Below are 20,367 nucleotides of genomic sequence, written 5' to 3' on the forward strand. Positions count from 1 at the left end.
GTGTCCAGGAGCAGCTCGGGATTCGTGGCCGGGCTCACCGCCGCTGCGCTCGCCGCGGTCGGCTTCCTCGCTTTCCAGGCCTCGGCCAGCGCGCCGGACACCCTGGGCAAGAAACCGGACACCTCCCCCTCCGCGTCGACGACCCGCTCTCCCAAGGAGAAGGCCGACCCGACGACGGTGCCGGCGCAGTCCGGTGCGGGCGAGCGGGTCGTCTACTCGGTGGGCGAGGACCGCGTGTGGCTGGTCGGCGCCTCCGGCAAGGCGCAGCGCACCTTCAAGGTCACGCCGAGCACGGTGGACCCCGTTCCCGGCACGTACGCCGTCACCTCGCGCTCGGGCACCGTCACCGGGACGGACGGCGTGGCGATCGAGCACGTCGTGCGCTTCGCGACCGTCGACGGGATCGCGATCGGCTTCAGCGCGGCGGTGGACGGCTCGACGCCGAAGCCCGACCCGTCGAAGAAGACCGGCGGCATCCGCGAGTCGCGCAAGGACGGCAACGCGATGTGGGAGTTCGCGACGATCAGCAAGAAGGTCGTCGTCGTTCCGTAGCCGTTTCGCCCCTGGGAGCCGGATCGCGCGGCGGTGTGGACACCTCGCTCGCGGCCGCGCAGGACGCGAGCAGGTCGCGCATGGAAATCCCCGACGGCCCCGACAGCCCGTGCGGCCGGGGCTTGGCGTCATGTTCTGAAGCCGACATGGATGCCTCCTGGGCTCCGGGGGCAGACGTGGTTAGGTAGACCTAACCCGTACCGGTATCCATGTGACCACGCGCGACGCGCGCCGCGCAACATCTTCCCGACGCCTTGTCGGAATGTTGGGCGAAAAGACGAGGATCAGGCCGAAAGCAGCGTGAGGTCGGCCTCGGCCCAGCGCGGCCCGACACCGGTCAGCGTCACTTCGCGCACCTCGTCCGTCGTGTCGCCGACGGTCCGGTCGATGACGACCCGCAGCCGGTCGTCGGAGAGCTCCTCGACCTTGCCGTCGCCCCACTCCACGACGATCACCGATTCGGGGAGCGAGACGTCGAGGTCGAGGTCCTCCATCTCGTCGAGTCCGCCGCCCAGGCGGTACGCGTCCACGTGCACCAGGGGCGGTCCCTCGGAGAGTGACGGGTGGACGCGGGCGATGACGAAGGTCGGCGAGGTGACGGCGCCGCGCACGCCGAGGCCCTCGCCGAGGCCGCGGGTCAGGGTCGTCTTGCCCGCGCCGAGTTCGCCGGTGAGCATCACGAGGTCACCGGGGCGCAGGAGCTTGGCCAGGCGGCGGCCCAGGTCGCTCATCTGCTCGGGGGAGGTGACGGTGATGCCGAGGGAGTTCACGGGGGCCGGGTCGTTCACGGGGGCCGGGTTGTGCGGTGCTTCCATGCCCACCCACGTTAGCCGCTGGAGGTCCGTGCGTCGGCCGAAGCGGGGGTCGCCCCCGCGCGCGCGAGAAGGTCCGCCAGGCGGTCCGTGACGACCTCGGGGTGCTCCAGCATGGCCAGGTGCCCGGCGTCCGGCACGAGCACCAGTTCGGCGTCCGGGAGCAGGCCGGCGATGGCCTCGCTGTGCTCGCTCGGCGTCACCAGGTCCTTGTCCCCCGCGAGGACGAGCACCGGAAGCCCGGCGAAGTGCTTGAGCGCCTCCGCCTTGTCGTGCTCGGCGAAGGCCGGGTAGAACTCCGCGACCACGTCGATGGGCGTCGACTCGATCATCCGCTCGGCGAACCGCGAGATCGCCGGGTCCACTTCCCGCGACGAGAACGAATAGCGCTTGATGACTCCGGCGAAGAGGTCCGCGGTGGCCCGCCGCCCCTTCTCCACCAGCTCGGCCTGCGACCCGAGGGCCTTCAGGACCCCCGGCAGCACGCGCCGCACGGCGTTCATCCCGGCGACCGGGAGGCCGAAGTTGACCTGGCCGAGCCGCCCGGACGACGTACCGACGAGGGCGACGCCGACGACGCGCTCGCGGATCAGTTCCGGGTAGTGGTCGGCGAGTGCCATCGTCGTCATGCCGCCCATGGAGTGCCCGACGAGGACCAGCGGTCCCTCGGGCGCCGCCGCGTCGATGACGGCCTTCAGGTCCCGCCCCAACTGGTCGATGGAGACCGGCGTCCCGTCCGTCTGCGCCCTGCCGCGCGCCGAACGGCCGTGGCTGCGCTGGTCCCAGTACACACAGCGCACGACGCCCCGCAGGGCCGCCCGCTGGAAGTGCCAGGAGTCCTGGTTCAGGCAGTAGCCGTGGCTGAAGACGACGGTGACGGGAGCGGGCGCCTTGCGCCCGAAGAGCCTGCGGCGGCGCGGCGCCTGCTCGCCGTCCGCCCCGCCCTCGTCGATCTCGTCCACCTCGTACGAGAGTTCCGTGCCGTCGTCGGCGTACGCCGTGCCCGGCAGGCCGCGCAGCGAGCCGTACGGACCGGACGCGTCGAGTGCGAGCCGCGCCTTCTTGCGCATGCCCCGGCCGACGGTCAGCCGCTCGATGGCGACACCGGCCGCCGCGCCCGCGGCGACGACACCTATCGCGGCACCGGCGAAGCCGGCCCGACGCCAGTTCCCGGCCGCCGCGGCGACTTCCGTCACCGCGTCCGCGACCGCCCCCGTGCTGGTCTCGCTCACGTGCCGCTCCTCCTCACTCTTCGGGTCGCTCGTTCACATGGACGCGCGGGACACGCGATCCGATGCGCGTGACGATCTCGTACGCGATCGTGCCGGCCGCCTGCGCCCAGTCCTCGGCGGTCGGCTCGCCCCGGTCGCCGGGGCCGAACAGCACCGCCTCGGAGCCCACCGCCGGCTCGTCACCGCCGAGGTCGACCACGAACTGGTCCATCGCCACCCGTCCGGCGACCGTCCGCAGCTTGCCGCCGACGAGCACGGGCCCGGTGCCGGACGCGTGGCGCGGGATTCCGTCCCCGTACCCGACGGGGACGAGTCCAAGGGTCGTCTCGCCGGGTGTGACGTAGTGATGCCCGTAACTCACGCCGTGACCCCCCGGGGCGTGCTTCACCAGGGCGAGCGAGGCGCTGAGCCGCATGACGGGGCGCAGCCCGAACTCCTCCGAGGTGCCGACCTCGGGGCTCGGCGAGATCCCGTACATCGCGATCCCCGGACGTACGAGGTCGAAGTGGGTCTCCGGAAGGGTCAGCGTGCCGGGCGAGTTGGCGATGTGCCGCACCTCGGGCCGGATGCCCCGCTCCTCGGCGGCGGCGACCATCTCGCGGAACAGCGTGAGTTGGGCTGCGATGGACGGGTGCCCCGGCTCGTCGGCGCACGCGAAGTGCGACCAGAGTCCGGTGACGCGCACCAGGCCCTCGGCCTCGGCCTGCAGTGCCTGCGAGACGAGTTCGGGCCAGTCGGCGGGCATACAGCCGCCCCGCCCGAGGCCGGTGTCCGCCTTCAGTTGGATACGCGCCGTACGCCCCACGGACCGCGCGGCGGCGGACACTTCGCGCAGCGCCCACAGTCCGCTCACCGACATGTCGAGGTCCGCCTCGACGCCTTCGCGCCAGGGCCCGCCCGGCGTCCACAGCCAGCACATGAGGCGCCCCTGGATGCCGGCGGCGCGCAGCGCGAGGGCCTCCTCGGGGGTCGCGGTGCCCACCCAGGTGGCTCCCGCCTCGACGGCGGCGCGGGCGCAGGGCACCATCCCGTGGCCGTACGCGTCCGCCTTCACGACGGCCATGAAGGCGGCTCCTGGCGCGAGGGCACGCAAAGTCCGCACGTTGGCCCTGAGGGCGGCCAGGTCGATCTCGGCGCGGGCACGCAAAGGTGCGGTCTCAGTCATAACGCCGACCAGTGTCTCAGAGCGGTGCCTGGCCCCTGGCCTGTGCCCGCTCCCCCCGCATCCAGCCCTGACCGAACAAGCTTTCCCGCCCACCCACCCGATTGCCCCGCAGCAACCAGCTGACAGCCGCAGTCGGCAGCGCTCGCGAGGGGCCGTGCCGGTATGTCTGCCCGGAGCACGGTTCCCGGCGCTCCAGTGCCGAAGCAGCCCCGCGGCCACCGGACGATAGCGAGGACGGACATACCGGCGCGGCCCCGCACCCACACGGCGCGGCACCGCAGCACCGCACGTCGCCCCGCAGACGGCAACGCACCGCCCCAGCCCCGCAGGGAACCCGCACCGCCCAGCCGCCCCCTACTCCCCCCGCACATCCCGCCAAGCCGCAGGAATCGCCTCCGCCACGTCGTGCGCGCCCACCGGTGCCCCGTTCGCCGCGTGGCGGCCCGCGAGGCCGTGGAGGTACGCGCCCACCGCACCCGCGTCCCGCGCGTCGAGGCCGGCGGCGAGCAGTGCCCCCGCGAGTCCCGACAGGACGTCACCGCTGCCCGCGGTGGCCAGCCACGGTGTTCCCGTGGGGTTGACCCGGACCGGAGCGTCGCCCTCCGGTCCCGCGATCAGCGTCGTGGACCCCTTGAGCAGCACCGTCGCCCCGTACCGCCCCGCGAGTTCCCGCGCGGCGGCGAGGCGCCCGTGCTCCACCTCCTCGCGCGCGACCCCCAGCAGCGCGGCGGCCTCCCCCGCGTGCGGCGTCAGCAGGGTCGGCGCCCGGCGCCCCCGTACGGCCGCCGCGTCGGCGAGGCGCAGCCCGTCCGCGTCGATCAGCACCGGCACATCGGCGGCCACCACGTCCGCGAGCCGCTCGCTGTCGTCCCCGAGCCCCGGCCCGACCACCCACGCCTGCACACGCCCCGCCTTGGACGGCGGACCCGCGGACACGAGGGTCTCCGGGAACCGCGCGATGACGGCGTCCGCCGCGTGCCCCACGTACCGCACGGCCCCCGCGCCACCCCGCAGCGCACCCGCGACCGCGAGCACCGCGGCCCCTGGGTACCGGGCTGACCCGGCGACGATCCCCACGACGCCCCGCCGGTACTTGTCGCTCTCCCCGGTCGGCATCGGCAGGAGCGAGGCGACATCGGCGTACTGGAGAGCTTCGACCTCGCCCCCGCCCCTCCCGGAAAGGTCCGGCTCGAGCCCGATGTCGACCAGCCGCACGACACCCGCGTACTCCCGTCCGGGATCGATGAGCAGCCCCGGCTTGTACGCCCCGAAGGTCACCGTCACATCGGCCCGCACCGCGTCGCCGTCGACCACCCCGCTGTCCGCGTCGACCCCGCTCGGCAGGTCGACGGCGACGACGGGGGTGCCCGCACCGCGCACGGCGGAGACCAGTTCCGCGGCCGGCTCCCGCAGCCCGCCCTTCCCGCCGATCCCCACAATCCCGTCGACGACGAGATCGGCCGAGCGGAGAACACCGTACACGCCCTCGCCCGCGGCGACCCGCCCCCCGGCCGCGCGGAACGCGGCGAGCCCGCCCGCATGCACCCGTTCGGGCGAGAGCAGCACCGCGGACACCCCGGCCCCACGCCGGGCGAGCCGGGCGCCGGCGTACAGCGCGTCGCCGCCGTTGTCCCCGCTCCCCACGAGCAGCACGACCCGCGAGCCGTACACCTTGCCGAGCACCTCGGCACAGACCACCGCGAGCCCGGCCGCCGCCCTCTGCATCAGGGCACCTTCCGGCACCTTCGCCATCAGCTCCCGCTCAGCAGCCCTGACCGTCTCCACCGGATACGCGATACGCATACCCCCGAGTGTCACCCGGCGCCCAGCCCTCAGCAATCAGCCCTCGGCGATCACCACGGCGGAGGCCACCCCCGCGTCATGGCTGAGCGAGACATGCCAGGACCGCACTCCCAGCTCGGCGGCCCGCGCGGCCACCGTCCCCTTGACCCGAAGCCGCGGCTGCCCGCTCCCCTCGACGTACACCTCCGCGTCCGTCCACCGCAGCCCCGCGGGCGCGCCAAGGGCCTTGGCCAGCGCTTCCTTGGCCGCGAACCGGGCCGCGAGGGAGGCGATCCCCCGCCGCTCCCCGCTCGGCAGCAGCAACTCCCGCTCCACGAAGAGCCGCCCGGCCATCCCGGACGTGCGCTCGAGCGCCGCCTCGAACCGCTCGATCTCGGCCACGTCGATTCCGACCCCAATAATCACGGCAGCAGCCTACGAGTCCGGCCACCTCATCCGTTCAAGCCCCGCAGGGGGTGACACACCCCACCCCCCGGCCCGTTCAAACAGCCGTAACAATGGACTGTGATCTCATCGGTCTCCGAACCCGCGACGAACCCGCGGAGCGCCCACCGGCACAGGCCGGAGGCGACTCCCTACGTCGACCTCACCCGCACCGAGTGGAGCGCCCTGCGTGACAAGACGCCGCTTCCCCTGACCGCCGAGGAGCTGGAGAAGCTCCGGGGCCTGGGTGATGTCATCGACCTGGACGAGGTCCGTGACATCTATCTGCCGCTCTCCCGCCTCCTGAACCTCTACGTGGGCGCGACGGACGGCCTGCGCGGCGCCCTGAACACCTTCCTCGGCGAGAAGGGCTCCCAGTCGGGCACCCCCTTCGTCATAGGGGTCGCCGGATCGGTGGCCGTCGGCAAGTCGACCGTCGCCCGCCTCCTCCAGGCCCTGCTCTCCCGCTGGCCCGAACACCCCCGCGTGGAGCGTGTGACGACCGACGGCTTCCTGCTGCCCACCAGGGAGCTGGAGGCCCGCGGCCTGATGTCCAGGAAGGGCTTCCCGGAGTCGTACGACCGCCGCGCCCTCACCCGTTTCGTCGCGGACATCAAGGCGGGCAAGGACGAGGTGACCGCGCCCGTCTACTCCCACCTGATCTACGACATCGTGCCGGACCAGCGCCTGACGGTCCGCCGCCCCGACATCCTCATCGTCGAGGGCATCAACGTCCTGCAGCCGGCCCTGCCCGGCAAGGACGGCCGCACCCGCGTGGGCCTCGCCGACTACTTCGACTTCAGCGTGTACGTGGACGCGCGCGCCGAGGACATCGAGCGCTGGTACCTGAACCGCTTCAAGAAGCTCCGCGCCACGGCGTTCCAGGACCCGTCCTCGTACTTCCGCAAGTACACCCAGGTCTCGGAGGAGGAGGCCCTGGACTACGCCCGCACGACCTGGCGCACCATCAACAAGCCCAACCTCCTGGAGAACGTGGCCCCCACGCGCGGCCGCGCCGCCCTGGTCATCCGCAAGGGCGAGGACCATAAGGTGCGCAAGCTCAGCCTGCGCAAGCTGTGAGCCCGGTGGTCCCCGGTACCCTGCGCGGATGCTGCATCTGCGCCTGATCACCCCGGCGGACAAGACCGACGACGTGGTGCGTCTGATCGAGAGGACGGTCGGCACCACCCACCTCGCCGTGGTGCCCGGCGCGGCCCGCAACCCCGTGGGCGACGTCGTGATGTGCGACGTGGCCCGCGAGGCGGGCGACGAGCTGATCGGCGGTCTGCGCTCACTCGGCATCGACGAGTCGGGGTCGATCGCGGTCGAGAACATCGACCTGTCCCTGTCCCACCGCGCCGACCAGGCCGAGGAGGACGCCCCGGGCGAAGGCGCGGACGCCGTCCTGTGGGAGCAGCTCTCCGACGCGACCCACGAGGAGTCGACGCTCTCGGCCACCTACGTCGCGTTCATCACGCTCGCCACGATGATCGCGGCCTGCGGCGTGGTCCTGGACAACGCGATCCTGATCGTCGGCGCGATGGCGGTGGGCCCCGAGTTCGGCCCCCTGGCGGGTTTCTGCACCGCCCTGGTCCAGCGCGCTCCGCGCCTGGCCGTGCGCTCGCTCGTCGCGATCCTGGTGGGCTTCGCCGTCGCGATGGCGGTGACGGTCGGCTTCAGCCACTTCATGGACGCGGTCGGCCTCTTCACCGAGCGGCAGTTGGAGCAGGAGCGCCCCAACACCGGCTTCGTCTACGCGCCCGACTGGTTCTCGTTCGTCGTGGCCGTCCTGGCCGGAGCCGCCGGCATGCTCTCGCTGACCTCGGCCAAGTCGGGCGCCCTGGTGGGCGTCGCGATCTCGGTGACGACCGTCCCGGCCGCGGCCAACGCGGCGGTGGCGCTCAGCTACGGCGACGCGGAACAGACCTGGGGCTCCACCGAGCAGCTCCTGCTCAACCTGCTCGGCATCGTCGTCGCCGGTACGCTCACGCTGCTCGTCCAGAAGGTCCTCTGGGCCAGGCAGCGCGAACGTACCGCCGACAAACAGCCGTCCTAGCCCAGCGCGGACTTCACCACGTCGGCGAGGCGCCCGGCCACGGACCGCGCCTGGTCGATGTCGGCGGCCTCCACCATGACGCGCACCAGCGGCTCCGTGCCGGACGAGCGCAGCAGCACCCGGCCCGTGGCGCCCAGTTCACGCTCGGCCTCGGCGACGGCGGCCGACAGCTCGGCGGAGGTGGTGACCCGCGTCTTGTCGACGTCGGGCACATTGATCAGGACCTGCGGAAGCCGGTCCATGACCCCGGCGAGGTCGGCGAGGCTGCGCCCGGTCTCGGCGACGCGTGCCGCGAGCAGCAGACCCGTCAGGGTGCCGTCGCCCGTGGTCGCGTGGTCGAGCACGATGACGTGCCCGGACTGCTCGCCGCCGAGGGCGAAGCCGTGCTGCTTCATCGACTCCAGGACGTAGCGGTCGCCGACGGCGGTCTGCACGAGGGAGAGACCCTCGCGCTCCATGGCGAGCTTGAAGCCCAGGTTCGACATGACCGTCGCGACGACGGTGTTCTCGCGCAGCGTGCCGTGCTCGCGCATGGCGAGGGCCAGGACGGCGAGGATCTGGTCCCCGTCGATCTCGGCGCCCGTGTGGTCGACGGCGAGGCAGCGGTCCGCGTCACCGTCGTGCGCGACACCGAAGTCGGCGCCGTGCTCGACGACGGCGGCCTTGAGCAGGCCCAGGTGCGTGGAGCCGCAGCCGTCGTTGATGTTCAGGCCGTCCGGCTTGGCGCCGATCGTGATGATCTCGGCACCGGCGCGCGCGAACGCCTCGGGCGAGACACGGGCGGCGGCGCCGTGCGCCTCGTCGAGGACGATCTTCAGTCCGTCGAGGCGGTTGGGCAGCACGCCGAGGAGATGCGCCACGTACTGGTCGAGGCCCTGGTCGTACGTCTGCACACGGCCGACGCCGGCGCCCGTGGGGCGCTGCCAGGGAGCGCCGGTGCGGTGCTCCTCGTACACGGACTCGATGCGGTCCTCCAGCTCATCGGCCAGTTTCTGGCCGCCGCGCGCGAAGAACTTGATGCCGTTGTCCGGCATGGCGTTGTGGCTCGCGGAGAGCATCACGCCGAGGTCGGCGCCCAGCGCACCGGTGAGATGCGCCACCGCCGGGGTGGGCAGCACACCGACGAGCTGGACGTCCACGCCCGCGCTCGCGAGACCGGCGACCACCGCGGCCTCCAGGAACTCCCCTGACGCGCGCGGGTCACGCCCGACCACCGCGACGGGCCGATGCCCCTCGAACGTTCCTACCTCGCCGAGCACATGAGCCGCCGCCACGGAGAGCCCGAGCGCGAGCTCGGCCGTCAGATCCGCGTTGGCGACACCGCGCACGCCGTCCGTACCGAAGAGTCGTCCCACTGCTGTCCTCCTCCGGACTTCCATCACCAGGGTTTGCGATAAACGAACGCCCCGGCAGCACACAACGTGCCGCCGGGGCGAACGAGAAGTACAAGCAGGCAGATTAGCGCTTGCTGTACTGCGGAGCCTTGCGGGCCTTCTTGAGACCGGCCTTCTTGCGCTCGACCGCACGGTCGTCACGCTTGAGGTAACCGGCCTTCTTGAGGGCGCCACGGTTGTTGTCGACGTCGGCCTCGTTCAGCGCACGGGCGACACCGAGACGGAGCGCACCGGCCTGACCGGAGACGCCGCCACCCGAGATGCGGGCGATGACGTCGTAGCGGTTGTCGAGCTCGAGCACCTTGAAGGGCTCGTTGACTTCCTGCTGGTGGACCTTGTTCGGGAAGTAGTCCTCGAGCGTGCGCCCGTTGACCTTCCACTTGCCGGTGCCCGGGACGATCCGGACGCGGGCGATGGCGTTCTTGCGACGGCCCAGGCCGGCGGCCGGCTGCGGGTCGCCGAAGCGCGCGGCGTTCGACTCCGAGGTGTACTCGCCCTCGACGGGCGCCTCGGACTCGGTGGTGTACTGCTCGACGTCAACAACCTCGGTCTCTTCGACCGGCTGCTCAACGGTGGTCTCGGCCACGATTCTCCTCAGAATTTCTTACGTCTTTGGGGGTGGTGGCCGGAACTACTGCGCGACCTGGGTGATCTCGAACGGGACCGGCTGCTGAGCGCCGTGCGGGTGCTGGTCGCCCGCGTAGACCTTCAGCTTCGAGAGCATCTGACGGCCCAGGGTGTTCTTGGGGATCATGCCCTTGATGGCCTTCTCGACGGCCTTCTCGGGGTTCTTCTCAAGAAGCTCGTCGTAGCGGACGGAACGCAGACCACCCGGGTAACCGGAGTGGCGGTACGCCAGCTTCTGGGTCTTCTTGTTGCCGGACAGGTGAACCTTGTCGGCGTTGATGATGATGACGAAGTCGCCCATGTCCATGTGGGGGGCGTAGATCGCCTTGTGCTTGCCCCGCAGGAGGTTGGCGGCAGTGGTCGCCAGACGGCCCAGGACGATGTCCTGAGCGTCGATGACGTGCCACTGGCGGGTCACATCGCCGGGCTTGGGGCTGTACGTACGCACTTCGTAGCCTTCGCTTCTTCAGTGGATGGGGTCCAGACACACGGATCCCCGGAAGCGAATCATGCAGCTGGGGCTCACAATGCCGGGGACGCTGCCCGTATGCGAGCCACTGGTAACTGCTCCAGGGAACCTACGTAAGGGCCCTTTCGCGTGAGAACGACGAAACCCAATACGTATAACAATCCTCGAGAGTACCCGCGCCGCCCCGTACGGGTCAAAACGCGGACCTGGAGACCGGCACCGCCGACTCGACCGCCTCAGGAGGTTCTGCGGCATTCAGGGTAACCGCCCCCGGCCGCAGACAGCACCGGGCGACCGTGAAGGCCAGCACACAGAGCGTGACGCAGTCCCGGAAGGCCCGCTTGGTGCCGGGCTCGAGCCAGGGCCAGGTGAAGCCGGGGACCTGTGGGACGAGCGCCAGCCAGAACCACTTGTCCCGGACCACCGCACCCGGCACCAGCGCCCCGGAGAGCAGCAGCGGCACGACGACGAGCAGATAGTGGTCGTACGAGGGCCTGGACACCAGGAAGGCCGCCAGCATCAGCATCACGGCCGTCTCGACCACCCGCGGCACCTGAGCGCCCCCGCCCCGCCAGCGCCGCCACGCGCACCACACCCCCACGCCCGCGGCCACGAGCGCGAACACCGACGCCACCCCCTGCGACACCCCGAGCCGCGGCAGGATCGCGGCGGGCGACGCCTCGTAGAGCCGTACGAAGCTGTCGTCGCCCCGCAGCAGGAACGGCAGCGTCCGCGTGAAGAACCCCGCGGGGTCCGGCATGACCAGCGCCGCGCCCACCGACACCACCGCGGGCAGGAGCACCGCGCCGCCGAGCGCGCGCCACCGGCGGGCGAAGACGAAGAGCAGCACCACCGGCGCGAGCAGCGGCTTCACGGCGACGACGGCCCCGATCACCAGGCCCGCGGCCACCCACCTCCCCCGGCACACGAACAGCAGCGCGAGCGGCAGCGCGGCCGCCGACGCCGCGGTCCAGTTGCCGAGCCGGACGAGATGCCCGAACGGCGCGAAGCCCATGGCGAGCGCGAGCAGCCCGAGCACCGCGAACCGGCTGCGCCAGGCCACCCCATGGATGCGCAGCGCACACCCCCACCCGAAGACGAGGGAGGCCGCGACCCCCGTCGGCACGAGGAACCGCAGGACGGACTGCGGAAGCACCGCCTGCGGCACCGCGGCGAGCACGGCGCCCGGCAGATAGAGGAAGTGCCGGTCGGCGTAGGGGGAACGTCCGTCGAGCCAGGCCTCGGCGGCCCGCACCACGATGGCGTTGTCCATCCCGCCGTCCGCGTTCCGCAGCCCCGCCCGGATGACCGTGGCGAGCAGCACGACCCCGAGCGCCGCCCAGGCATGCCGGGTCGCCGGCCGCAGCAACCACCCACTTACAGCTACTTTGCCCGTATTCATAGGGATCAGGCTAGGTCGGGCACCTCCCCCGGCCCCGGCTCAACATCCCCAACTCCCCGTCTAAGATGCGGCGCATGAGCTTTGGGCAAGGGGGACCTCAGTGGGGTCCAGGGGATTCACGGACCCCTGACTGGGCGGCGCTCGCCGAGGCGTCCGAATCGCGCACCCGGCGCCGCAAGTGGCTGATGATCGGCGGCGGCGCGCTCGCCACCGTCGTGGTCGCGGCCGCCGTCGCCGTCGCCGTGGTCTCCGCGAACAGCGACAACACCTCCGCCTCGAACAAACCGGCGAGCGAGCTGCCCTCGACGGCGGACATCCCCGGCGCGAGCGAGAACCCAGGACCGTCCTTCGAGGAGACGACGCCGCCGCCCCCGCCGGACCCCAAGGAGTTCATCTCCAGCGCCAAGAAGGACAAGGCGCCGCTCAGCGCCGACACGCTCTTCCCCGGCAAGACGCTGACCTCGGGCGAGGCCGTCTACAAGAAGGGCGCCACGGACAGCACGAAGAAGTGCGCGAGCGTCGCCCAGCCCGAGCTCGGCACGATCCTCACCAAGAACGACTGCAAGCAGCTCTTCCGCGCCAGCTACGTGCGGGACAACATCGCCGTGACGGTCAGCGTCGCCGTCTTCGACACGGAGGCCAAGGCCAAGAAGGTGCCCGAACAGGCGAAGAAGGGCCTGATCGTCTCGCTGCCCGGCAAGGGCGTGCCCAGCTTCTGCCGCACGGCGGTCTGCCGCGGCACGTACAACGCCTACGGCCGCTACGCCTACTTCACGACCACCGGCTTCACCAGCGACAAGGACGTCACGCCCAAGGAGCGCAAGGTCTACACGGTCGGCGACAACCTGTCCAGCTTCGCCTTCCGCCAGATCCACCGGCGGGGCGAGGCCCAGGCTTCCGCCGCGGCCAACGCCCCGCAGTAGCCGGGCAGCGGCCCGGCCGCCGGCGGCTCAGCAGCAGCCGGCGCCGGGCAACGTCCGCTTGTTGCGCGCTTCCTTGCTGCGCGCGGCGAGCAACTCGTCGGCGGGATAGCCGACTTCTTCGAGGGTCAGCCCGTGCGGCCGTACGACATGCACGGCGGAGTCCCGCACCCCGGCGGCGAGCACCTTGGCGGGCCACTCCACGGGCCGATGCCCGTCCCCCACGAACAACATCGCCCCGACGAGCGACCGCACCATGTTGTGACAGAAGGCGTCGGCCCGCACGGTCGCCTCGAGAATCCCGTCCGGCCGCCGCTCCCACCGCAGTTCCTGGAGCGTACGAATGGTCGTGGCACCCTCGCGCTTCTTGCAGTAGGCCGCGAAGTCGTGCTCGCCGATGAGCCTCTCGGCAGCGGCGTTCATGGCATCGAGGTCCAACTCCCAGTCGTGCCACAGCACATGACTGCGCAACAGCGGGTCGACGCCGCCGGGGTGGTCGGTCACGCGATAGGCGTAACGCCGCCACACGGCCGCGAACCGCGCGTTGAACCCGGCGGGAGCCTCGGCCACCTTCCAGACCCGCACATCGTGCGGCAGCCGCCCGGCGAGCCTGCGCAGCAGCTTGTCACTGTGCTCGGCCCACACGCTCTCCGGCAGATCGACGTGGGCGACCTGCCCGCGCGCGTGCACCCCGCTGTCGGTCCGCCCGGCCACGGTCAGCTCGTACGTCTCCTGCGACCGCGTCACGGTCCTCAGCGCGGCCTCGATCTCCCCCTGGACGGTCCGCTGCCCCTGCTTCTGCTTGGCCCAGCCGGAGAAGTCCTTGCCGTCGTACGAAAGGTCAAGCCGCACCCGCACGAACCCGGGCTCTACTTCATCACTCACATCAACAATCCTCTCAGCCGGACCGACATGCGAAAGCGGGCCCGCCCCGAAGGGCGGACCCGCTCACTGCAAGGCAGAGCCTCAGGCGTCCTTGGACTCCTCAGCAGCCTCAACCGGCTTCGCGTCCTCGACGGGCGCGTCGTCCTTCTTGAGGGTGTCTTCCTTGACGGCACGCTTGGTGGCGGCCTCGGCCTCACCGGTGGCCTCCTGGGCCACGGTCAGGGCCTCCACCAGCTCGATGATCGCCATGGGCGCGTTGTCGCCACGACGGTTACCGATCTTGGTGATACGGGTGTAGCCACCCGGGCGGTTCTCGTAGCGCGGGCCGATCTCCGTGAAGAGCGTGTGCACGATGCTCTTGTCGGTGATGACGGACAGCACCTGGCGGCGGTTGTGAAGGTCACCCTTCTTCGCCTTGGTGACCAGACGCTCCGCGTAGGGACGCAGACGACGGGCCTTTGCCTCGGTGGTGGTGATGCGGCCGTACTCGAAGAGCTGCTTGGCGAGGTTCGCCAGCAGAAGCTTCTCGTGCGCGGCGCTGCCGCCCATACGGGCACCCTTGGTGGGCTTCGGCATGGTGTTTCTCCTTGTTGTCTGCCCCGGCCGTATCAGGTACCGAGGTCAGTGGCACCGCGCCCCGTAAGGGGCGCGGGGAACTGCGCGAGCAACCACAACGCACGCGCAGCCAAAATCAAACGGTCGGCGCCGAGCTCTTAGTACTGCTCGGTCTCGACGAAGCCCGCGTCCGCGTCGTCGTCGGCGCCAAAGGCGTCAGCGGCAGCGGTGGGGTCGAAGCCGGGAGGCGAGTCCTTCAGCGCAAGGCCCATGCCGTTGAGCTTCATCTTGACCTCGTCGATCGACTTCGCACCGAAGTTACGGATGTCGAGCAGGTCCGCCTCGGAACGGGCCACGAGCTCACCCACGGAGTGGATGCCCTCGCGCTTGAGGCAGTTGTACGACCGAACGGTGAGCTCGAGCTCCTCGATCGGCAGGGCCAGATCGGCGGCCAGGGCGGCGTCCGTCGGCGAGGGGCCCATGTCGATGCCCTCGGCGTCGATGTTGAGCTCGCGGGCCAGACCGAACAGCTCGACCAGGGTCTTGCCGGCCGACGCCATGGCGTCGCGCGGGCGCATGGCCTGCTTGGTCTCGACGTCGACGATCAGCTTGTCGAAGTCGGTGCGCTGCTCGACTCGGGTCGCCTCGACCTTGTAGGTGACCTTCAGAACCGGCGAGTAGATCGAGTCGACCGGGATGCGCCCGATCTCCTGGCCGACCTGCTTGTTCTGGACGGCGGAGACGTAGCCGCGACCGCGCTCGACGGTCAGCTCCATCTCCAGCTTGCCCTTGCCGTTGAGCGTGGCCAGGACGAGGTCGGGGTTGTGCACCTCGACACCGGCCGGGGGCGCGATGTCGGCGGCGGTGACCAGACCCGGACCCTGCTTGCGCAGGTACATCACGACCGGCTCATCGTGCTCACTGCTCACGACGAGCTGCTTGATGTTGAGGATGAGGTCGGTGACGTCTTCCTTGACGCCCGGCACGGTGGTGAACTCGTGCAGGACTCCGTCGATGCGGATGGACGTGACGGCCGCACCCGGGATCGAGGAGAGAAGGGTCCGACGCAGCGAGTTGCCGAGGGTGTAACCGAAGCCCGGCTCCAGCGGCTCGATCACGAACCGGGAGCGGAATTCGTCGACGACCTCTTCGGTCAACGAGGGACGCTGAGCGATCAGCATGAAGTGTTTCCTTCAGCTCAGGGGCACCCACTATTTGATGCCCTGATGTTGTTACAAGGGTACGGGCGGTACGGCTCCGAGGAGCCGCACCGCCCGAAATATCCCTGGGTCAAGCGACGTGCGTCAGACGCGGCGACGCTTGGGGGGACGGCAGCCGTTGTGCGGCGTCGGCGTGACGTCCTGGATCGAGCCGACCTCGAGGCCGGTCGCCTGCAGCGAACGGATGGCGGTCTCGCGACCGGAACCCGGACCCTTGACGAAGACGTCAACCTTGCGCATGCCGTGCTCCTGGGCGCGACGCGCGGCCGACTCGGCGGCCATCTGCGCGGCGAACGGAGTCGACTTGCGCGAGCCCTTGAAGCCGACGTGGCCGGCGGAGGCCCAGCTGATCACGTTGCCCGTGGGGTCCGTGATCGAGACGATGGTGTTGTTGAACGTGCTCTTGATGTGGGCGTGCCCGTGAGCGACGTTCTTCTTTTCCTTGCGGCGCACCTTCTTGGCAGCGCCCTGACGACCCTTGGGGGGCATCTATTACTCCTACGGGAGGTGGTCGGTCCTGCAGCGACAGCTGTCGATAGACCGCTGAGCGAGGACTACTTCTTGCCCGGCTTCTTCTTACCGGCGATGGCGCGACGCGGGCCCTTGCGGGTACGAGCGTTCGTGCTGGTGCGCTGACCGCGGACGGGCAGGCCACGACGGTGACGAAGACCCTGGTAGCAACCGATCTCGACCTTGCGGCGGATGTCGGCCTGGATCTCGCGGCGGAGGTCACCCTCCGTCTGGATGTTGGCGTCCACGTACTCGCGGATCTTGATCAGGTCCTCTTCGGACAGATCACGAACACGGGTGTTGCGGTCCACACCGGTGGCGTCCAGCGTCTGCTGAGACAGCGTGCGGCCAATGCCGAACACGTACGTGAGGGCAACCTCAACACGCTTTTCGCGCGGGAGGTCAACACCTTCAAGGCGTGCCATTCAAGGCTCCTGTTGATTTTCGGAGGTCTTCAGCAGAACCGTTCCCAGCTGCCGACCGCTTCCTGAAAAGAGGTGGTACATCCTGGGTCCCCGGCCTCCGACCGGGGGTGTCGCCCTCCATCACTGAAGAGGGACGGGTCCTGCATATGTGCTTTACGTGCGTCGCGCGAAAATCTGCGAACTGCAGTCGTGCGTCAGCCCTGGCGCTGCTTGTGGCGCGGGTTGTCGCAGATGATCATGACCCGGCCGTGACGGCGGATCACCCTGCACTTGTCGCAGATCTTCTTGACGCTCGGCTTGACCTTCATTGGGTGAGGTTCTCCGGGTCAGTGCCATCACCCCACGTGAATGGGGTGCGGGCAAGATCTACTTGTACCGGTAGACGATCCGGCCACGCGTCAGGTCGTACGGAGACAGCTCCACCACGACCCGGTCGTCAGGGAGGATGCGGATGTAGTGCATGCGCATCTTGCCGCTGATGTGTGCCAGGACCTGGTGGCCGTTCTGGAGCTCTACCTTGAACATGGCGTTCGGGAGAGACTCGACGACAGTGCCTTCGATCTCGATGGCACCTTGCTTCTTGGCCACGCTTTGCCCTTCGAATCGACTACCTTGATCGACTTCGTACGCCGCATGCAGACACACGGATGCACGAGAGCCGACGAGTCAGTCTACGTCAGGCACCCCGGAAACACGAATCGAGGAAGAATGCCCCATCGGGAAGATCCTTAAGCAGCCGGCGCCGTGCCGCCTCCGCTGTGGGCAGGCGTTCCGCAGGGCGATTGGGGCCTCCCCTGCTCGAGCGAAGCCGAGAGCTTGGGGAAGGGTGGGCACAGCCCACCACTGCCGGACGCATCGTCCCAAGCAGCGCCCACCACGGCGCAGGCGGGGGCCCGTCAGCCCAGCGGATCCGGAGCAACAGTGACCCCGTACTCCGCCAGCTTCGCCTTACCCCCGTCAGGGGACGTCAGGACGAACGGGCCCTCTTCCGTGAGGGCGATCGTGTGCTCCCAGTGCGAGGACCACGTGCCATCCGTCGTGATGACCGTCCAGTCGTCCTCCAGGACCTCCGTGCGGGGCGTGCCGAGGGAGACCATGGGCTCGATGGCCAGGCAGAGGCCGGGGACCAGCTTGGGGCCCTTGCCACGGCGGCGCTCGACGTAGTTCAGGACGTGCGGGTCCATGTGCATCTCGGTGCCGATGCCGTGGCCGCCGTAGTCCTCGACGATGCCGTACTTGCCACCGCCCGGCTTCGGCTGGCGGCGGATGTACGTCTCGACCGCGCGGGAGATGTCGACGAGCCGGTTGCCCTGCTTCATGGCGGCCAGGCCGGCCCACATCGACTCCTCGGTCACCCGGGAGAGCTCGATCAGCTCCGGGGCGTGACCGGTTCCCACGAACGCGGTGTACGCCGCGTCGCCGTGCCAGCCGTCGATGATCGCGCCCGCGTCGATCGAGATGATGTCGCCGTCCTTCAGGACGGTCTTGTCGTCCGGGATGCCGTGGACGACGACCTCGTTGACCGAGGTGCAGATCGTCGCGGGGAAGCCGCCGTACCCGAGGAAGTTGGACTTCGCGCCGTGCTCGGCGATCACCTTGCGGGCGACGTCGTCCAGGTCCTTCGTGGTGGCACCCGGCACCGCCGCCTCGCGCGTCGCGGCGTGGATGGCGGCGACCACAAGGCCCGCCTCACGCATCTTCGCGATCTGCTCGGGGGTCTTGATCTGCACCATGGGGCTTCCGCTCTCCGTCATCCGTCCAACAACCGGCCACGTACACGAACCGACTACCTACACAACACTACGGCCGCGGTCCCCCGAGGGGCACCGCGGCCGAGACAGCGTACTGGCTACTTGTCGCCCTTGAGCGCATCCATCGCGCGCTTGGTGACCTCTTCCACCTTGCCGAGCGCGGAGATCGTGACCACCAGGCCCTGGGCCTTGTAGTGGTCGATGATCGGCTCGGTCTCGCGGTGGTACACGTCGAGACGCTTGCGCACGGTCTCTTCCTTGTCGTCACCGCGCTGGTACAGCTCGCCGCCACAGACGTCGCAGACGCCCTCGGTCTTCGGCTTGCTGTACGTCACGTGGAAGACGTGGCTGGAATCGTTCCGGCAGATACGGCGGCCAGCGATGCGCTTGACCACCTCGTCCTCGGGGACCTCGAGGTCGAGCACCGCGTCGAGCTTCTGGCCGTCCGCCTTGAGCGCCTCGTCCAGGGCCTCGGCCTGCGACACGTTCCGCGGGAAGCCGTCGAGCAGGAAGCCGTTCGCGGCGTCGGGCTGCGCCATGCGGTCCTTCGCCATGCCGATGGTGACCTCGTCGGGGACGAGATTGCCTTCGTCCATGTACGCCTTCGCCCGCTTGCCCAGCTCCGTGCCCTGGCTGATGTTGGCGCGGAAGAGGTCGCCCGTGGAGATGTGCGGAATCTTCAGGTTCTTGGCGAGGAACGCGGCCTGCGTTCCCTTGCCCGCACCGGGCGGCCCGACGAGGACGATTCGCATCAGCGGAGGAACCCTTCGTAATTGCGCTGCTGGAGCTGGCTCTCGATCTGCTTCACGGTCTCCAGACCCACACCCACGATGATCAGGATGCTTGTCCCGCCGAACGGGAAGTTCTGGTTCGCGCCGAAGCCCACCAACGCCATCGTCGGTACGAGAGCGATCAGACCCAGATACAGCGAGCCCGGCCACGTGATCCGGTTGAGTACGTAACTCAGGTACTCAGCGGTCGGACGGCCAGCCCGGATGCCCGGGATGAAGCCACCATACTTCTTCATGTTGTCCGCGACTTCCTCGGGGTTGAACGAGATGGCCACGTAGAAGAAGGCGAAGAACACGATCAACAAGAAGTAGGTCGCGATGTAAATCGGGTGGTCGCCCTTGGTCAGGTTCGCCTCGATCCACTGCTTCCACCCGGAGTTGCCACCCGCGAACTGGGCGACGAGAGCGGGGATATAGAGCAGCGAAGAGGCGAAGATCACAGGGATGATGCCGGCCTGATTGACCTTCAGCGGAATGTACGTCGAAGTGCCGCCGTAGGACCGGCGACCGATCATGCGCTTCGCGTACTGAACCGGAATGCGGCGCTGAGCCTGCTCCACGAAGACGACAAGACCGACCATGACGAGGCCCACCGCGATCACGGTGCCGAACTCGATCCAGCCGCCCGCCAGGGAGCCCTGCTTCTTGATGGCCCACAGGGCGCTCGGGAAGGTCGCGGCGATCGAGATGAACATCAGGATCGACATGCCGTTGCCGATGCCGCGGTCGGTGATGAGCTCACCGAGCCACATGACACAGGCCGTGCCCGCGGTCATCGTGATCACCATGGTGACGGTCACGAAGATCGACTGATCCGGGACGATCTCGGTGGCGACGGGGCAGCCGGAGAACAGCGAGCCCGTGCGTGCGGTCGCCACGAGGCCGGTGCCCTGGAGGATCGCGAGCGCGACGGTGAGATAACGCGTGTACTGCGTGATCTTCGCCGTGCCGGCCTGCCCCTCCTTCTTGAGGGCCTCCAGCCGCGGGATCACCACGGTCAGCAACTGCAGGATGATGCTCGCCGTGATGTACGGCATGATGCCGAGCGCGAAGATCGTGATCTGCAGCAGCGCCCCGCCACTCATCATGTTGACCAGACCGAACAACCCCTGGTTGGAGTTGGCCTGGTCCATACATACCTGGACGTTCTTATAGCTGACGCCCGGGATCGGAATGTGCGTTCCGAGCCGGTAGATGACGATGATGCCGAGAGTGAAGAGCAGCTTCTTGCGCAGGTCGGGCGTCTTGAACGCCCGGGCGAACGCGGTGAGCACGGTGCCTCCTGCGACCCCCGCGCGCGTGCGTCAGAGGTAGTGGTCTGAGGATCGACGAATACGTATCAGTCAGAAAAACCGCACGGGCAGACCGCACGGAG

General features: G+C 69.5%; 23 protein-coding genes. 4 read left to right on the forward strand and 19 right to left on the reverse strand.

Annotated elements, in window-relative coordinates; translation table 11 throughout:
• Nucleotides 1-552: a hypothetical protein gene (locus AB0M70_RS26680; RefSeq protein ID WP_365823510.1), complete on the forward strand. Its 552-nt coding sequence runs from the start codon at nucleotides 1-3 to the stop codon at nucleotides 550-552.
• Between the two features lie 284 nt (nucleotides 553-836).
• On the opposite strand, the gene tsaE is transcribed toward AB0M70_RS26680, so the two are convergent.
• The 5 genes from tsaE to AB0M70_RS26705 all read right to left on the reverse strand — a co-directional run bounded on the left by tsaE (nucleotide 837) and on the right by AB0M70_RS26705 (nucleotide 5,969).
• Nucleotides 837-1,367 (reverse strand): tRNA (adenosine(37)-N6)-threonylcarbamoyltransferase complex ATPase subunit type 1 TsaE, encoded by a 531-nt coding sequence (tsaE, locus tag AB0M70_RS26685; RefSeq protein WP_365823512.1) that lies wholly within the window; start codon nucleotides 1,365-1,367, stop codon nucleotides 837-839.
• A gap of 11 nt (nucleotides 1,368-1,378) precedes the next feature.
• Entirely contained in the window at nucleotides 1,379-2,596 is a 1,218-nt protein-coding gene (locus tag AB0M70_RS26690) for an alpha/beta hydrolase (protein WP_365823514.1), read from the reverse strand.
• 13 nt (nucleotides 2,597-2,609) lie between these two features.
• Nucleotides 2,610-3,761, reverse strand: coding sequence for an alanine racemase (alr, locus tag AB0M70_RS26695; protein ID WP_365823516.1), 1,152 nt, complete (start codon nucleotides 3,759-3,761; stop codon nucleotides 2,610-2,612).
• Between the two features lie 354 nt (nucleotides 3,762-4,115).
• Nucleotides 4,116-5,564, reverse strand: coding sequence for an NAD(P)H-hydrate dehydratase (locus AB0M70_RS26700; protein ID WP_365823519.1), 1,449 nt, complete (start codon nucleotides 5,562-5,564; stop codon nucleotides 4,116-4,118).
• A gap of 36 nt (nucleotides 5,565-5,600) precedes the next feature.
• Entirely contained in the window at nucleotides 5,601-5,969 is a 369-nt protein-coding gene (locus AB0M70_RS26705; RefSeq protein ID WP_365823521.1) for a holo-ACP synthase, read from the reverse strand.
• 102 nt (nucleotides 5,970-6,071) lie between these two features.
• Between AB0M70_RS26705 and coaA the strand changes: the two genes are divergently transcribed.
• Nucleotides 6,072-7,067: a type I pantothenate kinase gene (gene coaA, locus AB0M70_RS26710; RefSeq protein WP_365823803.1), complete on the forward strand. Its 996-nt coding sequence runs from the start codon at nucleotides 6,072-6,074 to the stop codon at nucleotides 7,065-7,067.
• A 28-nt stretch (nucleotides 7,068-7,095) separates the two neighbouring features.
• Nucleotides 7,096-8,043, forward strand: coding sequence for a DUF389 domain-containing protein (locus tag AB0M70_RS26715; RefSeq protein WP_365823523.1), 948 nt, complete (start codon nucleotides 7,096-7,098; stop codon nucleotides 8,041-8,043).
• Here AB0M70_RS26715 and glmM read toward each other — a convergent pair.
• The 4 genes from glmM to AB0M70_RS26735 all read right to left on the reverse strand — a co-directional run bounded on the left by glmM (nucleotide 8,040) and on the right by AB0M70_RS26735 (nucleotide 11,935).
• Nucleotides 8,040-9,398: a phosphoglucosamine mutase gene (gene glmM / locus AB0M70_RS26720; RefSeq protein WP_365823525.1), complete on the reverse strand. Its 1,359-nt coding sequence runs from the start codon at nucleotides 9,396-9,398 to the stop codon at nucleotides 8,040-8,042. The two genes, AB0M70_RS26715 and glmM, sit on opposite strands and share 4 nt — an antisense overlap.
• A 103-nt stretch (nucleotides 9,399-9,501) precedes the next feature.
• On the reverse strand, nucleotides 9,502-10,023 hold the full coding sequence (gene rpsI / locus AB0M70_RS26725) for a 30S ribosomal protein S9 (protein WP_266870006.1): 522 nt from the start codon (nucleotides 10,021-10,023) through the stop codon (nucleotides 9,502-9,504).
• A 45-nt stretch (nucleotides 10,024-10,068) separates the two neighbouring features.
• On the reverse strand, nucleotides 10,069-10,512 hold the full coding sequence (rplM, locus tag AB0M70_RS26730; RefSeq protein WP_160506678.1) for a 50S ribosomal protein L13: 444 nt from the start codon (nucleotides 10,510-10,512) through the stop codon (nucleotides 10,069-10,071).
• 214 nt (nucleotides 10,513-10,726) lie between these two features.
• Complete coding sequence (locus tag AB0M70_RS26735) at nucleotides 10,727-11,935, reverse strand: glycosyltransferase family 87 protein (protein ID WP_365823528.1); 1,209 nt, start codon at nucleotides 11,933-11,935, stop codon at nucleotides 10,727-10,729.
• Nucleotides 11,936-12,009: 74 nt separating this feature from the next.
• Between AB0M70_RS26735 and AB0M70_RS26740 the strand changes: the two genes are divergently transcribed.
• Nucleotides 12,010-12,858 carry a hypothetical protein gene (locus tag AB0M70_RS26740; RefSeq protein WP_365823530.1) on the forward strand — a complete coding sequence of 283 codons (849 nt, stop codon included), beginning with the start codon at nucleotides 12,010-12,012 and terminating at the stop codon, nucleotides 12,856-12,858.
• Nucleotides 12,859-12,885: 27 nt separating this feature from the next.
• Here the strand turns inward: AB0M70_RS26740 and truA are convergent, their stop codons facing one another.
• The 10 genes from truA to secY all read right to left on the reverse strand — a co-directional run bounded on the left by truA (nucleotide 12,886) and on the right by secY (nucleotide 20,266).
• Nucleotides 12,886-13,740, reverse strand: coding sequence for a tRNA pseudouridine(38-40) synthase TruA (truA, locus tag AB0M70_RS26745; protein WP_365823532.1), 855 nt, complete (start codon nucleotides 13,738-13,740; stop codon nucleotides 12,886-12,888).
• 81 nt (nucleotides 13,741-13,821) lie between these two features.
• The gene (gene rplQ, locus AB0M70_RS26750; RefSeq protein WP_365823534.1) at nucleotides 13,822-14,316 is read right to left on the reverse strand and encodes a 50S ribosomal protein L17; all 495 of its coding nucleotides are present in this window, start codon (nucleotides 14,314-14,316) and stop codon (nucleotides 13,822-13,824) included.
• A gap of 137 nt (nucleotides 14,317-14,453) precedes the next feature.
• Nucleotides 14,454-15,476: a DNA-directed RNA polymerase subunit alpha gene (locus tag AB0M70_RS26755; protein WP_016645160.1), complete on the reverse strand. Its 1,023-nt coding sequence runs from the start codon at nucleotides 15,474-15,476 to the stop codon at nucleotides 14,454-14,456.
• A 123-nt stretch (nucleotides 15,477-15,599) separates the two neighbouring features.
• Nucleotides 15,600-16,004, reverse strand: a complete 405-nt coding sequence (gene rpsK, locus AB0M70_RS26760; RefSeq protein ID WP_003948617.1) for a 30S ribosomal protein S11 — start codon at nucleotides 16,002-16,004, stop codon at nucleotides 15,600-15,602.
• Nucleotides 16,005-16,069: 65 nt separating this feature from the next.
• Nucleotides 16,070-16,450 (reverse strand): 30S ribosomal protein S13, encoded by a 381-nt coding sequence (gene rpsM, locus AB0M70_RS26765; protein ID WP_135332566.1) that lies wholly within the window; start codon nucleotides 16,448-16,450, stop codon nucleotides 16,070-16,072.
• A 194-nt stretch (nucleotides 16,451-16,644) separates the two neighbouring features.
• Nucleotides 16,645-16,758 carry a 50S ribosomal protein L36 gene (gene rpmJ, locus AB0M70_RS26770; RefSeq protein ID WP_003948619.1) on the reverse strand — a complete coding sequence of 38 codons (114 nt, stop codon included), beginning with the start codon at nucleotides 16,756-16,758 and terminating at the stop codon, nucleotides 16,645-16,647.
• A 58-nt stretch (nucleotides 16,759-16,816) separates the two neighbouring features.
• Nucleotides 16,817-17,038 carry a translation initiation factor IF-1 gene (gene infA / locus AB0M70_RS26775; protein WP_003948620.1) on the reverse strand — a complete coding sequence of 74 codons (222 nt, stop codon included), beginning with the start codon at nucleotides 17,036-17,038 and terminating at the stop codon, nucleotides 16,817-16,819.
• A gap of 308 nt (nucleotides 17,039-17,346) precedes the next feature.
• Nucleotides 17,347-18,183, reverse strand: a complete 837-nt coding sequence (gene map / locus AB0M70_RS26780; protein ID WP_365823537.1) for a type I methionyl aminopeptidase — start codon at nucleotides 18,181-18,183, stop codon at nucleotides 17,347-17,349.
• 116 nt (nucleotides 18,184-18,299) lie between these two features.
• Nucleotides 18,300-18,953 (reverse strand): adenylate kinase, encoded by a 654-nt coding sequence (locus tag AB0M70_RS26785; RefSeq protein WP_365823539.1) that lies wholly within the window; start codon nucleotides 18,951-18,953, stop codon nucleotides 18,300-18,302.
• Nucleotides 18,953-20,266 (reverse strand): preprotein translocase subunit SecY, encoded by a 1,314-nt coding sequence (gene secY / locus AB0M70_RS26790; protein WP_365823541.1) that lies wholly within the window; start codon nucleotides 20,264-20,266, stop codon nucleotides 18,953-18,955. Before secY ends, AB0M70_RS26785 begins: the two co-directional genes overlap by 1 nt.
• Between the last annotated feature and the right edge of the window lie 101 nt (nucleotides 20,267-20,367).

Source organism: Streptomyces sp. NPDC051214, assembly GCF_040682375.1.
Classification (GTDB): domain Bacteria; phylum Actinomycetota; class Actinomycetes; order Streptomycetales; family Streptomycetaceae; genus Streptomyces.

What these genes read in the sequence shown, in the direction of transcription:
- tsaE (WP_365823512.1), bottom strand. Translation starts at nt 1,367, where the DNA reads ATGGAAGCACCGCACAACCCGGCCCCCGTGAACGACCCGGCCCCCGTG.
- alr (WP_365823516.1), bottom strand. Translation starts at nt 3,761, where the DNA reads ATGACTGAGACCGCACCTTTGCGTGCCCGCGCCGAGATCGACCTGGCC.
- AB0M70_RS26700 (WP_365823519.1), bottom strand. Translation starts at nt 5,564, where the DNA reads ATGCGTATCGCGTATCCGGTGGAGACGGTCAGGGCTGCTGAGCGGGAG.
- AB0M70_RS26715 (WP_365823523.1), top strand. Translation starts at nt 7,096, where the DNA reads ATGCTGCATCTGCGCCTGATCACCCCGGCGGACAAGACCGACGACGTG.
- AB0M70_RS26735 (WP_365823528.1), bottom strand. Translation starts at nt 11,935, where the DNA reads ATGAATACGGGCAAAGTAGCTGTAAGTGGGTGGTTGCTGCGGCCGGCG.
- AB0M70_RS26740 (WP_365823530.1), top strand. Translation starts at nt 12,010, where the DNA reads ATGAGCTTTGGGCAAGGGGGACCTCAGTGGGGTCCAGGGGATTCACGG.
- rplQ (WP_365823534.1), bottom strand. Translation starts at nt 14,316, where the DNA reads ATGCCGAAGCCCACCAAGGGTGCCCGTATGGGCGGCAGCGCCGCGCAC.
- AB0M70_RS26755 (WP_016645160.1), bottom strand. Translation starts at nt 15,476, where the DNA reads ATGCTGATCGCTCAGCGTCCCTCGTTGACCGAAGAGGTCGTCGACGAA.
- rpsK (WP_003948617.1), bottom strand. Translation starts at nt 16,004, where the DNA reads ATGCCCCCCAAGGGTCGTCAGGGCGCTGCCAAGAAGGTGCGCCGCAAG.
- rpsM (WP_135332566.1), bottom strand. Translation starts at nt 16,450, where the DNA reads ATGGCACGCCTTGAAGGTGTTGACCTCCCGCGCGAAAAGCGTGTTGAG.
- rpmJ (WP_003948619.1), bottom strand. Translation starts at nt 16,758, where the DNA reads ATGAAGGTCAAGCCGAGCGTCAAGAAGATCTGCGACAAGTGCAGGGTG.
- map (WP_365823537.1), bottom strand. Translation starts at nt 18,183, where the DNA reads ATGGTGCAGATCAAGACCCCCGAGCAGATCGCGAAGATGCGTGAGGCG.
- AB0M70_RS26785 (WP_365823539.1), bottom strand. Translation starts at nt 18,953, where the DNA reads ATGCGAATCGTCCTCGTCGGGCCGCCCGGTGCGGGCAAGGGAACGCAG.